The 14803-nt window shown below is 55.5% G+C and carries 14 protein-coding genes; 3 read left to right on the top strand and 11 right to left on the bottom strand.

Annotated elements, in window-relative coordinates:
* A partial coding sequence (locus tag ACWIUF_RS19590; RefSeq protein ID WP_448574215.1) for a C39 family peptidase occupies positions 1 to 1992 on the top strand: 1992 nt, incomplete at its 5' end.
* 508 nt (positions 1993 to 2500) lie between these two features.
* Here ACWIUF_RS19590 and metK read toward each other — a convergent pair.
* Positions 2501 to 3778 carry a methionine adenosyltransferase gene (gene metK, locus ACWIUF_RS19585; RefSeq protein WP_448574214.1) on the bottom strand — a complete coding sequence of 426 codons (1278 nt, stop codon included), beginning with the start codon at positions 3776 to 3778 and terminating at the stop codon, positions 2501 to 2503.
* Between the two features lie 133 nt (positions 3779 to 3911).
* Positions 3912 to 5528 carry a protein kinase domain-containing protein gene (locus ACWIUF_RS19580; RefSeq protein ID WP_448574213.1) on the bottom strand — a complete coding sequence of 539 codons (1617 nt, stop codon included), beginning with the start codon at positions 5526 to 5528 and terminating at the stop codon, positions 3912 to 3914.
* 517 nt (positions 5529 to 6045) lie between these two features.
* Here ACWIUF_RS19580 and pheT point away from each other — a divergent pair.
* Positions 6046 to 8544 (top strand): phenylalanine--tRNA ligase subunit beta, encoded by a 2499-nt coding sequence (pheT, locus tag ACWIUF_RS19575; protein WP_448574212.1) that lies wholly within the window; start codon positions 6046 to 6048, stop codon positions 8542 to 8544.
* Between the two features lie 82 nt (positions 8545 to 8626).
* On the opposite strand, the gene ACWIUF_RS19570 is transcribed toward pheT, so the two are convergent.
* The 9 genes from ACWIUF_RS19570 to ACWIUF_RS19530 all read right to left on the bottom strand — a co-directional run bounded on the left by ACWIUF_RS19570 (position 8627) and on the right by ACWIUF_RS19530 (position 13942).
* On the bottom strand, positions 8627 to 8992 hold the full coding sequence (locus tag ACWIUF_RS19570) for a hypothetical protein (RefSeq protein ID WP_448574211.1): 366 nt from the start codon (positions 8990 to 8992) through the stop codon (positions 8627 to 8629).
* 195 nt (positions 8993 to 9187) lie between these two features.
* Positions 9188 to 10567 carry an aldehyde dehydrogenase family protein gene (locus ACWIUF_RS19565; RefSeq protein ID WP_448574210.1) on the bottom strand — a complete coding sequence of 460 codons (1380 nt, stop codon included), beginning with the start codon at positions 10565 to 10567 and terminating at the stop codon, positions 9188 to 9190.
* Positions 10568 to 10601: 34 nt separating this feature from the next.
* On the bottom strand, positions 10602 to 10910 hold the full coding sequence (locus tag ACWIUF_RS19560) for a hypothetical protein (protein WP_448574209.1): 309 nt from the start codon (positions 10908 to 10910) through the stop codon (positions 10602 to 10604).
* A gap of 685 nt (positions 10911 to 11595) precedes the next feature.
* Positions 11596 to 11715 (bottom strand): photosystem II reaction center protein J, encoded by a 120-nt coding sequence (locus ACWIUF_RS19555; protein ID WP_448564891.1) that lies wholly within the window; start codon positions 11713 to 11715, stop codon positions 11596 to 11598.
* Between the two features lie 183 nt (positions 11716 to 11898).
* A complete protein-coding gene (locus tag ACWIUF_RS19550) occupies positions 11899 to 12021 on the bottom strand; it encodes a photosystem II reaction center protein L (RefSeq protein WP_448574208.1) in 123 nt (40 codons plus the stop codon).
* A gap of 6 nt (positions 12022 to 12027) precedes the next feature.
* Positions 12028 to 12162, bottom strand: coding sequence for a cytochrome b559 subunit beta (gene psbF / locus ACWIUF_RS19545; protein ID WP_448564895.1), 135 nt, complete (start codon positions 12160 to 12162; stop codon positions 12028 to 12030).
* Positions 12163 to 12221: 59 nt separating this feature from the next.
* Complete coding sequence (gene psbE / locus ACWIUF_RS19540) at positions 12222 to 12467, bottom strand: cytochrome b559 subunit alpha (RefSeq protein WP_448574207.1); 246 nt, start codon at positions 12465 to 12467, stop codon at positions 12222 to 12224.
* A gap of 143 nt (positions 12468 to 12610) precedes the next feature.
* Positions 12611 to 13594 carry a photosynthesis system II assembly factor Ycf48 gene (locus ACWIUF_RS19535; RefSeq protein WP_448574206.1) on the bottom strand — a complete coding sequence of 328 codons (984 nt, stop codon included), beginning with the start codon at positions 13592 to 13594 and terminating at the stop codon, positions 12611 to 12613.
* Positions 13595 to 13618: 24 nt separating this feature from the next.
* Entirely contained in the window at positions 13619 to 13942 is a 324-nt protein-coding gene (locus ACWIUF_RS19530) for a rubredoxin (RefSeq protein ID WP_448574205.1), read from the bottom strand.
* A 428-nt stretch (positions 13943 to 14370) separates the two neighbouring features.
* On the opposite strand from ACWIUF_RS19530, the gene ACWIUF_RS19525 reads away from it, so the two are divergent.
* On the top strand, positions 14371 to 14803 hold a 433-nt coding region (locus ACWIUF_RS19525; RefSeq protein WP_448574204.1), incomplete at its 3' end, for an Hpt domain-containing protein.

The raw sequence follows: 14803 nt of genomic DNA, 5'->3' as shown, positions 1-14803 counted from the left end.
GTTCAGTTGGGGTATTTCACCCCAGGTGTGGCAGCTTGGCGAGATTTCCCCTACCGCACCCCGATGGATCTGCCCGAATTGCGGCGGGGCGATCAGCAAAAAGCCAGCCTCAGTGATGGCCCCATTCATCAACTTCAGGCCTTCCTCAAGGGGGAGGGGTATTACAAGGGTGAGATCAGCGGTAACTTTAATGAAGACACCCATAATGCCGTCGTTGCTTTCCAACAGGAAACTAACCTGAACCCCGCCGATGGGCGCATTGACGATAATGATTGGGCTGCCCTCCTGACGACCCGTAATCTCCAACCTCCCGCCAGTGGCGGCGGCTCAGGCAATGGCAGCAGTGGCGGGAGCAGCAGTGGCGGCAATAGCAGCCCACCCCCCCCACCTCCCTCGGATGCCCGCGTGACCTACGAGGGACCTACGCAAATTGTGGTGAATACGCCAGTTACCTTCCAGGGCAGCTTCACCCCCCAGACGATCGCCACTGTTTCCTTGATGGCCGAGGATCGGGATGCCTTTGCGGTCACCCTAAATCAACCAACAGCGGGACGCTGGCAGAGCCAGATACGGGAAGGGTTTTACCAAGTCGGTGCCCGCTGGCTGCACCTGCGCGGGCTAAATGCGGCGGGCCAAACCGTCAGTGAACAAAAGATTGATCTGACGATCGTGGCCAGTGCGGACCCCTTGCAGTTGCGGGTGCTACGCGATACCCAGTTCAAGGTTTCCGCCGCCGACTCTTCCACCCTGGCCGCTAACCAGCGGGTGGTGGTCAAAGCGGGACGCACCCTGACTGTTACCCACTATGAGCAGGTTGATGCCCACCTCAAGGTCCAACTGACGGAAAATATTGCTCCCTTCCCACCGGGCAATGCGGGCTTCTTCTTCAATCGGGATGTGGAGTTGAAGCAGGGCGATACGGTGATTAATCCCGGTACACCCGAACATGGGGTGACGCAAGGGGCCGCCCAACTGATTGTTACCCGGACCACTCCCCTTAAGGCCACACCGGATGACTCCAGTAAACTGCCCGCTAATCAGAAGTTTGATCTGGTTGAGGGACAACGCTTGGGCTTGACTGCCTTTGTGGCGGTAACGGGCCATTTTTACGTCACACTGGCCGAGGCGATTCCAGGGTTTGGGAATACGGGATATGTCTTCTGGCAGCATGTGCGGATTGAGCAAAATGGCAAGGAGGTCCCCCATAACCCGGATGTTCTCTCGGTGCAGGCGATCACCGCTACCTTGTTTAAGGCTCGTCCGGTCGATTCCAGTGTGCTCAAGTCAACGGAACTGGTGCGAGTTCCCAAGGATGCGGTTTATGGGATTACCAACTACGCTCCGGCGCAAGGGGGGCATACCCAGGTGACCCTAACCCAGGCACTCAATCCTGTGGGCACGGTGGGCTTTTTCTTTTCTGCCCATGTGCAGATACAAAAGGGCGGCAAACCCGTGATGACGGTCAGCGATCGCGTGGAGTTGAATGTGCCCTACTTCTCCCAGCGGGATAATCAATTCCGGCCCGAAAGTACATGTAATGTCACGGCGATCGCAATGGTGCTGGCCTACTACGGCCTCAAACCCAAGAATCCCAATGAGCAACTGGAGGACGAGTTTTTCCGGTGGGTACGGGCCAAGTACGGCGATGGTGCCCAAACTGACCACAGTGTCCTGGTGCGGCTGGTGGATGCCTATGGCTTCCGCTCTAACTACGCCACCAATCGCACCTGGGATCAGGTTAAGTCAGAGCTGAATAATCGTCGGCCTGTGGTGGTTGGGGGCTATTTCACCCACTCTGGCCATATTGTTTGCATTATCGGCTATACCCCCAAGGGCTATATTGTCCATGACCCCTATGGCAATGCCCTCACGGGTTACCGCGATCGCAATGGCAAGTCGGTCTTCTACGACAACGACTATATGGAGCGGATGTGTGATCCTGAACCGGGTTCTGGCCACATCTGGGCACACTTTATCTCTCCCAAAACCTAGTTGTCGGTCAAGGTTAATTGGGTGATTGGGGCAAACGCAGTGCGCCCCAAGCAGATCAGTAAATGGGTTGGGTCCGGCGGCTCGACGCCACCCTACAACCATCGTCATTCAGGTTAGAACAAGGGGCCTAAGCCCCTTGTTGATCACAGCCTTGGCAATGTCCTAATGGTTGATCACAGCCTTGGCAATGTCCTAATGAGTGTGACTACCGCTATACAACCCGTTATTTTACGCAGGACATTTTACGCAGGACAAACGACTCGTCTGAGAGGGGGTTTGAAAAGTCCAGAAACAAGCCGTTTGGGCGACTAAAGTCGCCACTACCAACGCAAAACAACGCTGAGGACGGCCAAATGCTGAAGTTCGTCGTCGCGGTTTTAACCGCGATCCCCTTTTAAACATCCTCTGAAACGACTAAAGTCGTGACTTAATCGGGAGGCTGAAATTTGCTGACCTAGCGCCTAGCTACTGATGATGGGAGGCACCCCAATTGCATAGCCCTCACCCGTTAGGCGATCGCGCTTAAGGGTTGACTCAGGGCGGCTTTGAGGATATCGGTCTTATCAGTTTGCTCCCAGGGCAGATCCAGATCCGTGCGACCAAAGTGACCGTAGGCAGCAACATCCTGGTAGAAGCGACCGCCCCGTTCTGCGGGTAGCTGATCCAGATTGAAGGCCCGGATAATACCGGCTGGCCGCAGTTCAAAGTGTTGTTTCACCAGATCTAACAACGTCTCTTCCGGCAGCTTACCCGTACCAAAGGTATCCACCATGATGCTCACCGGACGGGCCACGCCGATCGCGTAGCTCAACTGCACTTCACACTTTTCCGCCAAACCCGCCGCCACAATATTCTTCGCCACATAGCGACAAGCGTAGGCAGCACTGCGATCGACCTTGGTGGGATCTTTGCCAGAGAAGGCGCCACCGCCGTGGCGAGAGTAGCCACCATAGGTATCCACGATAATCTTGCGGCCCGTTAGCCCGGAATCGCCCTGGGGACCGCCGATGACAAACTTACCCGTGGTATTGACCAGGAAGCGGGTACTGGCGTCCGGCTTCACGTTAATGTCAGCAAAGACGGGTTGGACAACGGCATCCCAGAGGTCAGCCTTGATTTTGGCCTGGACGCCCGCATCATCGGTAATGTCCCCGATCGTGGCCGTGTGTTGGGTGGAAATGAGAATAGTGTCGATCGCCACCGGGCGGCCATCCTCATAGGTCACCGTCACCTGGGTTTTGCCATCTGGACGCAGGTAGGGCAACTCACCGGTTTTGCGTACAGCCGTGAGACGACGGGCAATACGGTGGGCCAAACTGATTGGCAAGGGCATCAATTCCGGGGTTTCATTGCAGGCATAGCCAAACATGAGGCCCTGATCCCCGGCTCCAATGCGATCGAGGTATTCTTCGCTGCCCGCTTCCCGTTGTTCCTGGGCAACATCTACCCCCTGGGCGATGTCGGGAGATTGCTCATCCAGGGCTACAATCACCGCACAGCTATTGGCCGCAAAGCCACTAACCTCGGCGCTATCGGTACCGGTATAGCCAATTTCCGCAATCTTTTGGCGGGCTAGCTGAATATAGTTTACGTGGGCTTGCGTAGAGACTTCGCCCGTAATCAGAACCAGCCCCGTATTCACAACAACCTCAGCCGCAACGCGACTTTTGGGATCTTGGGCCAGGAGGGTATCCAGGATCGTGTCGGAGATTTGATCGCAGATCTTATCGGGATGACCTTCGGTGACGGACTCTGAGGTGAAGAAGTAACGGCGAGGCAAGGGCATATCCTCTTTTTGACAAATAAATGGAGGTAGGGACTGGTACCAGGCTACCCACTTAGTCTGAGAATTATATCATGTGCCTCTCTGCCTGTGGGGCCAGGGAAAACCCCACCAGCCCCCCGCCCGGATAGCCCCATCACTTAAAAATCCCACGCTTGCCATCCGGGCGCACCGTCATCCAGTTTGTCTTAGCCACTGCTAACTGCTCGTCCGTGACCTTTGCCCCCGTCAGGATTGCCCCACAAAGGTTCGCCCCGCGCAAATTCGCATTCGTGAGATAGGCCCCGGTCAAATCGGCCCCGCGTAAATCAGCCCCTTGCAAGTCCGAATGATTCAGATAGGCTTTGGTTAATACGGCATCCCGCAGGATCGCCGAATGCAAATTCGCTTGACTAAAGTTGGCCTCTGACAGACACGCCCCTTGTAAGTTGGTTTTGACGAGTTTGGCATCGTGAAACATGGCACTTTCCAGATTTGCCCCTGGCAAATTCAAGTTGGAAAGGTCTTGTGCCGCAAAGTCACGTCGGCCTTTCGTGTAGTAGGTCACGATATCATCGGCGGTGAGCTTGCGGGGGGGCGTGCTTTTCTTACCCGCGCTCGTCGGTTGTCCTGCCGTCAAGGGGCCGGAGGTCGATCGCAGCGAGGTTGGCCGCCCAGTGCCCAGTCGGGTTGTGGGTGCCGGGTCCATTTTAGCCCGTCGGGCCCGAATAGCCTTGGCCATTTGGGCGGTACGGGATAGGGAACTGCCCCCTTCCGAGGGCGTTTCATCCCGGGCAAACGGGCGGGGCAGACCTACCGCACCATTATTGGTGGCCGTGGGCGCGTTGATCATGCCCTGGGCTAAACTCTCCAGATAGGGTTCCAGATCCAGGGCACGCAGCACCTCCGCCGCCGATTGGTAACGATGACGAACCGACACCTCCAGCATTTTCGACAGGACTTCCGCAAAGTGATCGCTCACATGGACATGATCCCGCCACATGGTCTCGCCCGTGGCCGGGTTATAGTTCATATCCTTAGGTGTTTTTGCGGTTAGTAGGAATAAACAGGTCACCCCCAAGGCGTAAATATCACTGGCATACACCGGACGCATGGCCATTTGTTCCGGTGGGGCATACCCCGGTGTCCCGATCGCGTAGGAGGTTAGTGCTGTCTGATCCGACAGGCTAGCCGCATCGGGGTTAACCTGATCTTTCACGGCACCGAAGTCAATCAATACCAACCGCCGGTCCTGATCACGCCGAATCAGGTTAGCGGGCTTGATGTCCCGGTGAATGACTTCTTGCGAATGGATATATTGCAAAATCGGCAGACATTCGCTGAGAAACTGCTTGACCCCTTGCTCAGAAAACGGCCCAGATTGCTTCACCTCCTGTTGCAGCGTGAGGCCACTAATATATTCCTGCACCAGGTAAAATTCGGTCGTCGCTTCAAAATAATCCAGCAAGCGGGGGATTTGGGGATGGCTACCAATTTTTCCCAAGGTTTTGGCTTCGCGGCGAAACAGATCCCGCGCCATCTTCAGCACATGGGGGGCCGTTGAGGTGGGCCGCAGTTGCTTGACGACACAGTGGGGCTGTCCGGGTAGCGCTTCGTCCCGACCGAGAAAGGTGGCACCAAATCCCCCCTGCCCCAACATTTGCTCCATCCGATAGCGATCGCGCAACAGCAGCTTGGCACCGCAGGCTAAGCACGTCAGCGCATTGGCTGGGTTTTCTGGCTTAGGACATACTGGGTTAACACAGTAACTCATGCACGGCCACGCTCCTAGGGCGTTCAGTGGGCGTTCAGTGGGCGTTCAGCGGTTTTACATAGGGATATCGTTTCGCCAAGCAGGATCTTAAAGCAACCTGGAGATCAGTAAAAAAGCTAATAAATTTGTCTTGATCTGTCTCACATTATCTATGTTTACCTTGGCTTGTCTGGGGTAATTTTGCGGAAATTCTATGAAACATTCTTGAAGTCGCCGCCTATTGTCTAAAGGCAGCATAAACACGCAGCAGCGGCTCAGGATCAACAGAATGGCAGAGAATCCCTAAATGAGCACAGTCCTCTACCTTAAGAGTACCCCAAGATCCCGCCTAGGGACATCGCCTAAGCACACTAGATTAGGGGGACAGGGAAGGCGAAGGTTGGCTAGGGGCGGTTGTCTGGACCCTGGTGTCACCCCGGTTTAACGGATCGGGTCGCCTTTGCTGCCGTTCATGGGTACCGACCGGGCAACGGTAAAATAGAAAGACTCAATCGAGCAAAACAGACCCAGGCTGGCTATGCGTATTTCTTGGAACTGGTTGCGGGAACTGGTGGATGTCTCACTCCCGCCGGAAGAACTGGCTGAAACCCTAACAATGGCAGGCTTTGAGGTTGAAGCCATTGAAGATCGGCGGGCCTGGGCGGCGGGGGTGGTTGTGGGCAAGGTGGTCAGTTGCGAGCGCCACCCCAATGCGGATAAGCTCAGTGTGTGTCAGGTTGATATTGGCACCGAAACCCTGGGCATTGTCTGTGGTGCCCCCAATGTCCGGGCGGATATCTTGGTTCCCGTCGCGACGATCGGCAGCTATCTCCCCCACGTTGATCTGAAAATTAAGGCGACGAAACTGCGGGGGGTTCCTTCCCACGGCATGATTTGCTCCCTGGCGGAATTGGGGCTGAGTAAGGAGTCGGCAGGGATTCACATTTTTGACCCAGCCCTGCTGGGTGATGTTCCGGTTTTGGGGACGGATGCGCGGCCCTTCCTGGGTTTGGATGATGTGGTGTTTGACCTGACCTCGACGGCGAATCGGGCCGATGCCCTGAGCATGATTGGCATTGCACGGGAGGTGGCGGCGCTAACGGGTGCCCCCCTCACCTTACCCCCGGTGCCCGAACCATTACCGGCCACGGCGCGCGATCACCTGCAAATCAAGATTGCGGAACCCGATGCCTGCCCGATCTATATGGGTACCCTGGTCACGGCGGTCCGGGTTGCCCCCTCCCCCCTGTGGTTGCAGCAACGCCTCCAGGCCGCTGGGGTACGTCCGATTAACAATGTGGTGGATATTACCAACTATGTGTTGTTGGAATGGGGACAACCGCTCCATGCCTTTGACTACGATCGTCTCCTGGCGACGGTGGACGATTCCACGGCCAGCCCTTTGACGATCGGGGTGCGCTATGGGCGCGCGGGCGAAACTCTCACGACGCTGGATGGTCAAGACCGTACCCTGCAACCCCAAACCCTGCTGATTACGGCCCAGGATCAGCCCGTGGCCCTGGCTGGGGTTATGGGGGGGGAGGCTACCGAAGTCCATGACCAAACCCAAAATCTCCTCCTGGAGGCCGCGATGTTTGAGCCGGTGGCAGTGCGGCGATCGGCCCGTACTCAAGCCTTGCGCACGGAAGCTTCGACGCGCTATGAACGGGGGGTAAACCAGGTCGAATTACCCCTCGCCTGTCGGCGTGCCCTGGATCTGTTGACGACGATCGCCGCAGGGCAAATCCAGGAACAGGGGGTGGCCAGTCCCCGCACGGCCCCAGCGACTGGGACGACGATCGTCCTCCGGTTGGCGCGGGTGCAGCAGGTCTTGGGGCTAGTAGATACGGGTGAGGAGATGCGCGACCTCCAGGCGGCGGAAGTGGAACGGATTCTGACGTGCCTGGGGTGTACGCTGGTGCCGGGGGAGGCCCCGGATACTTGGCAGGTGACCGTCCCCCCCTATCGCTATCGGGATTTGGAGCGGGAAATTGATTTGATTGAAGAGGTGGCCCGTCTCTATGGCTACGATCGCTTTGGCGAAACCCTGCCGGATAAAACGGAAGCGGGCTTTCTGCCGATCGATGCGACGGTCATTCGTCAATTGCGATCGGCCCTCCAGGCCAATGGCTTAACGGAAGTTGTCAACTACTCTCTGGTCAAGGCGGGAGATACCCACAACCTAGCCCTAACCCCGGATGGCCGCCAGATTGCGATCGTCAACCCCCTGTTAACAGAGTATTCGGCCCTGCGCACCGAGCTGGTTGCCGGGTTGATCGATACATTTCAATACAACCTGGCCCAAGGGAATGGCCCCCTCAATGCCTTTGAATTGGGCCGTATCTTCTGGTGTGATGAGGAAGGGCTGCAAGAGGCCGATCGCCTCGCCGGGATTTTGGGCGGTGATCCCAGCCAGGGTAAATGGCAACGGGGGGGACGGGAGCAGCCCCTAACCTGGTTTGAGGCCAAGGGCGTCTTGGAAAGTGTTTTTCAGCACCTGGGGCTGTCGGTGGAATATCAACCCGACCAGCGCGATTTGCGTCTCCATCCCGGTCGCACCGCTTCCCTATGGCTCCAGGGTGAACGCCTCGGCACCTTTGGGCAACTGCATCCCCAATTCCGCCAAGCACGGGATCTCCCCGATGCTGTCTATGTATTTGAGCTAGACCTGGATGTGTTGCTCAACGCCTTGTGCGAGGAGGATGCCCTCAATCGTCGCTTCCGAGCCTATGCCACCTATCCCGCTGCCGATCGTGATATTGCCTTCTATGCCCCCCTGAAAGTATCCGTGCGGGATCTGGAACGGGTGATCACCCGGGCGGGGCAGCCACTCCTAGAGACGATCGCCCTGTTTGATGAATATCGCGGGGAGGCTAGTACGGACCAGTCTGCGGCCAAGGTTCCCCAGCGCAGCTTGGCTTTTCGACTCGTCTATCGAGCCAGCGATCGTACCCTGACAGACAGTGAGGTTGAAGCCACCCATCAGGCGGTACGGGACGCTCTGGTAGAGAAGTTTGGGGTCACCCTCCGCAGCTAAGGTGGCAACCGTCGGGAATGGCACCCGCAAAAATAAGCAACCGTTGGTCTGACTTCCCCCAGCCCGATCGCGGGCCATCGGTTTAGCGAGGGATGGTCTCGATTTCCCTGACAACCTTGCTCAGAAATTCGATCGCCACCATCAACACGGGATAGGTAATGCCAACCAGACCCAACCAACCCGCAATTTGCCCCAGCCAGATCAAGGTTTGCTTCGTCAGTCCAGCCGGATGTTGACCCGCCGTTGCCACAAACTCAGAGCTGGCCCCCACCAGCAGGGAGCCACCTAGGCCCAAGGGGATACCCGTGGCGATCCAAACAAATAACCGCCCTTCGGGTTGAATAATACCGATTGATGGCAGTAGGATAAAGCCCATAAAGGCCATGAACAACCAAAGCAGAAACGCGTTAATCGCATCTTTGCGGGATAGCGACTCAAATGGGTTCATACGCCAGTCTGTCCCTCGTGACAGGGTAGAGAAGGATACCGCTTAGGATGCCTGATCTTAGCCCCTAGGGCTATACCCCTAGCGACAGACCTGGCCCTGGTTGGCAACGAATTTTTTTCACCCGTGCCATCAGTTTAACGAGCAGACACCGGAATGGCTGATCGCTATACTCAATGCACTCCCTAGCCTCAATCGTCAGGGTAAAAATCGCACTAGGGATTTGAATTTCGCCAATGTACCAGTATACGGCGGATAGCGAAGCCGCAGATCGAGCCAAAAGGGGCGATGGAGGATGCCCTTCCAGTTAGAGAAGGTCTCAAAACTCGCCTTACCGTGATAGCGACCGATGCCACTGGGGCCAACCCCACCAAAGCCTAGGTCTGGTACCAGGTTGTGCAACAGAATATCGTTAATACAGACTCCACCGGCTGAGGTTTGGGTGAGGACCTGTTGAGTATAGCTCGCATTGCGGGAGAAGCAATAGAGGGCCAGCGGTTTAGGCCGATCGTTGACAAAGGCAATTGCGGCATCCAGGCTGTCGTAGGTCAACACCGGCAGGATTGGCCCAAAGATCTCGTCCTGCATGATGGGGGCATTGGGCGAAACCGGGGCCAGGATGGTCGGGGCCAGGTAGCGATCGGCCGCCTGGGTTTGCCCCCCGACGACGATCGGGCCATCCTGGAGCAAGGCGGTTAGGCGTTGAAAATGGTGATCGTTGATGATGCGAGCATAGTCGGGACTTTGGGCCGGATCATCGCCATAAAATTCCTGCAAACAGGCTTGCATGGCGGCCAGCAGGGGAGCCTGGATTGCCCGATCGACCAACAGATAGTCCGGAGCGATGCAGGTTTGGCCGGCATTGGTAAACTTGCCCCAGACAATGCGGCGGGCTGTTGTGGCCAGATCAACCTCGCGATCGACGAGGCAGGGGCTTTTTCCCCCCAGTTCCAGGGTGACCGGGGTCAGGTGTTGGGCAGCGGCAGCCATAACGACTTTGCCGATCGCCGTCCCACCCGTAAAGAAAATATGGTCAAACCGTTCCGCTAAAAGGCGCTGGCTGGTATCGATACCGCCCGTGATGACGCAGATAACTTGGGGATCGAAGTAGGCTTTAATCAGGTCCGCAACTAGGGTAGCGGTGGCGCTGGCAACTTCCGAAGGCTTGAGAATGGCACAGTTCCCCGCCGCAATTGCTCCTACTAAGGGTAACAGTAACAGTTGGAAGGGATAGTTCCAGGGACTCATAATTAGGACAACCCCTAGGGGTTCGGGCACCCGCATCGCCTTTCCCGGCTGTTGCAGCGGCGGTACCTTTACCCGCTGCGGTCGCATCCAGATCGGCAAAGCCTTGAGGGTACGCTTAATCTCCTCAAGCACAACATAAATTTCAGCGGCATACGCCTCAAACTGGGGCTTGCGCAGATCAGTGTGTAGTGCCTCCAGAATTGGGGCTTCATTGTCAACAATCAGTTGCCGTAACTGTTGCAATTGGGCACGACGAAACGCAAGGGAACGGGTTTGGCCCGTTTGAAAAAATTGTCGTTGTTGGTAGAGCTGTTGCGCGATCGTGTCCATGTTGTTTCGCTGTCGGTTAACCGGTAGGTCAACCTTAGGCCGCGACTGCAGCTAATAGGGTCGAATCTTCTACGTGACTATCCTCGATCTCCAAGGGCGATCGCAAACTTACCCAGATCGCATAGCGCTGGTTGGAGCAGGTCACACAAACCGGATGGCCCGATTGGGCGAGTTTCCAGCCCAGATCATAGGCCCGCAGGCGATCGTGGCGACCAAAGGACCGAAGATGACGGTATAATTCTTCGCCACAGCGCATCCCTTCCTGGAGTTCACCCTGCCAGTATTTGAAGAAGGTAACCACATCTTCGTTGATTACAAGGGGAGTAGTGGTAGCTTGGCTCATAGTGTTTTGACCACGCTTGTCCGTACAAACATCAGGTTAAGCAACGATCGTGAAAAAAACGGGAACAGGATAAAGTTCATTGAGAAGGGGCAGCCCTAAAATGGCTGAATATTTTACGGGGAAAGGATTACAGCGTTTTATCTAACACAATGGCGCCAGTCTCGACTGCCCACCATCAAACCCTACAATGCAGACCCCGTCAGGACTTTTGTAAATTTCGTTACTAAAACCCAAATGTTTCTAATAACGCAAGATATCTTTACGCTTCTTTACATATCCTAAACAAACTCCGTAAAATTAGCAACCTAACTTGACATTGGCTTGGATGCAGCCGTTCCCTCTCGCATGAAGTACGGTCAAGCCTTGCGAACACGGGGCTTAAGCCCCGTGTCTGTGCCTCACCGGGGCGGGAAGTGCTGTAAATGGCTTTGGCTGTACTCTCTGAGGGCGAGCAATGGGTCTAGCGAGTTTAAGGGTATAGCTTGTGGGGCAAACGCCGGGCGACCCAACACACTGACCAATCATTTAGGATGGCTAGGGCAGGCCGCGAGAGAAAACTTGACTCACGATATCCCAATACAAATACAAAAGGGGCCATAAGGCCCCCTTCTGTTGCAAGTTTTCGCAACGCTTTACGAATCCCGCCAATCCTTGACCACTGCTGGATTTGGGGACTCATTATCCCTTAGATCGATGAACCAAGACCCGCGTATGCGCCGTAGAAAAACAGGCCAACAACGGCAATCACGCCCAACCCGGCGATCGTCGCGACCAACCAGAGGGGAATTCTACCTGACTGAAGCATTACATCTACCTCCTAACGGGATCTAAAACCAACTCAACTGTGCAGTATGCATCCGGATACCCAAGGATATCCATGCCGATTCAGATTGCGCTCTGGGTGGTGTCGATCGCACCGATCACCTGGCCAGATGCGCCAGGGACGGGCTAGCGAGTTTTTTGATCAGACCCACCCAACTCATCAACATTAGTTGAAGAAATAGCTGGAGAATAAAATCCCTAGCACAAAGATCAGGAGCAGACCCAGATAGAGTGAAGTCCGGTTCAGCTCTACGGGTTGCCGGTTGGGGTTTGAAGACCGTTCTGCCATGAGTTCTTACCGTTGAATAAACTGCATTGCGGCGATCGCGCCGAGGAAGAAAACCGTGGGCACAGCCAGGGTATGCACCGCTAGCCAGCGAACTGTAAAAATCGGATAGGATGTCGGTTGATTGGGATTATTGCTGACCATAGTTTAAGCAAAAAAGATAAGGGTCAAATTAGAGACATTAGCCCAGGCAGGTTGGCCTGTTACTTCATGAACTGCTCAATTTGCTTCTTACTCTCAAACCGATCGGAGACGATCGGGAGTTCTTGGCGAGTTTGGGTGAAATATTCATCTGGGCGGGGCGTGCCAAACACATCATAGGCCAAGCCTGTGCTGACAAAGAGCCAACCCGCGATGAACAATGCGGGGATTGTAATGCTGTGAATCACCCAGTAGCGGATACTCGTAACAATGTCGGAAAAGGGGCGTTCACCCGTAGTTCCAGCCATGTAAAAACCTCCTCTCTTCAGGTTTTATAAGAATTCAGATCCCATTATCTAATACTCTTGTTACTCTTTAGCCCTCCCTCGGCAACATCTATATCCCGTGTTCACCTGCACCAGTGTGCACCTGCGTGGCCTCCGTGCCCACCTTACGCGGCCTGGTAGCGCAGGAGAATTCCCCGCTGGCCCAAAATAAAGCCCTGGTTATCATTCAGGAAAACAATCCGATTGAGGTTGGAAGGGACATTTTCAACAGCCACGTCCTTCTTCCAGGTTTTCCCGCCATCCTGGCTGCATAGTAAATTCCCACTTCCTCCGACCACCCAAACCTCTTGGGGGGTGCGATAGGCCAAATCGAGCAATCCCCAACTGGTCGCAAATTCAGGCGTTAGGGGATCACTCCAGGACCCCTCCTCACCGCTGGGACTAAACTGAATCTGCCCCCCCCGCGCTAACAGCCAGACACCACCATCCTGGGTAAACCCCATGTTTTGGACCCGCCGTGAAGAACTGCGGTTATAGGGTTGCCACCGTTGCTGCCCCGGTTCCCAAATGGAGTAGAAACTGCCCCGCGATGATACGGCAATATAACGACCATCGGGCGATCGGGAGAGGTTACGGAACACGCCGACGGCTTCTTGCACGAGAGCTTGCCAGGTTTGCCCACCATCCTGGGTCTGATAAATGGCACCCACATCCGTAGTCATTTCCGCCCGACCTGACCCCAATGCCTGGATTTTACTGGGGGAACCGGGCAGACGGGTACTAAGGCTAATCTGGGTCCAGGATTGCCCCCCATCGTTCGTATGGAGGAGGATCGACGGTTCCCCAACAATCCACCCTTCTTCGCCCGCAAAGCTGACCGAGGTGAAGGTAAACTTCTCATCTAAATCTAAATGCTGTTCCTGCCAGGTTTGGCCCCCATCTTGGGTCTCAAACAGGGTGGTATTGCTTCCCACTAACCAACCGTGGTTGGGATCACCCGTAAAGCTGATATCCTGGGGGGTCGCCTCGGTAGGTAACTGGATCACCTGCCAAGGGTTGCTCTCCAACGGAGCGAGGTAGGCAGGATTACAGCCCACACATAGCAGTAAGCTGAAGCAAAAGGTTACGATTTTTAACAGGTTTCTCACAACGACAGGCTCCTAGGCAAACCATTACTGAAGGCCATACAGGCTAAGCATTAAGAAAAAGGCGAGGGCCAGTCCCCCAAAAATCAGCAAATTCTTCTGGCCAGGTGTCAGGGTATTGACGCCCAACCCATAGCTGAGATTCTCCTGGAAGCCGGAGGGTGTCCCCTGGGGACCAATATTCTTAAAAGCATTTTTACGAGCGCCGCAGACAGGGCAGCGCCAATGGGCCGGAAGATCGGTAAACAGGGTATTGGGGGCCACCTGCTGACCGCTATCGCCCGCGCTAGGCTCGTACACATACCCACACGATCGACATTCATAGCGATCGCTCGGGGTTGTATTTACCATCTCCGAGGTCATGACTCCCACTTAGCCGTGCCGAGGCTACTTTCCTTAAAGTACACGTTACAAATTATGACATAACGATCGCCCCTGCTTAACCCGTCGCTTGGGTTGGCCCTTTGGTTGGGGGCAGCGGGCTGAAAACCGAACTGCCTGCGGCGCGGGGGGAAGCTGGTAACCAGGGGGGATTTCTCGGCATTTTTTGCACGTCCCTAGGTATTTACGGGCAAACTTAGTTAAGCTGGTCATCAAACTTGCCCGTCTATCTGGGCAAGAAGATGGCGGAGCGGTATCGACATAGGTCGTCATCTGTACCCTGGGGCTGCGATCGCGGGGCCAGCACTAGCCACTGGTGTAACCATTCGAGCCACTGGTGCAACCATTCAGCGATGGAATCGAGCGCAGAAAGTCCTGTTATTGGGAGGGATAGGGCAGTGTCGGACGATAAGCAAAAAATTATCGGTTTCTTCCTGGAGGAAGCGAAGGAGCACCTGGAAACGCTCGAATCAGGGCTATTAAATTTGCAGGCAACGGTGGAGGACTCGGAGCGCGTCAATGAGGTCTTCCGGGCCGCCCACTCCATCAAGGGGGGGGCCGCCATGTTGGGATTTAGCAGCATTCAGAAAACCGCCCACCGCCTGGAGGATTGCCTGAAGGTGCTCAAGGAAAACCCGGTGAATGTGGATCAGCAAGTGGAATCCTTATTCCTCAATGGTTTTGACACCTTAAAGGATCTGGTTGAGAAGCTTCAGGGTCCCTTTGGCTTGCGCGAAGAGGAAGGGGAGCAGGCAGTCCAGGCCGTCGAACCGACCTTTACCCAACTGCAAGCCTACCTGGATCGGCTCGTGGGGGGCGGTGTCCCCGTGG

The sequence above is a fragment of the Trichothermofontia sp. genome (assembly GCF_053493415.1).
Note: the sequence above shows the minus strand (reverse complement) of the source record. Positions and strands in the feature narration are given on the sequence as shown.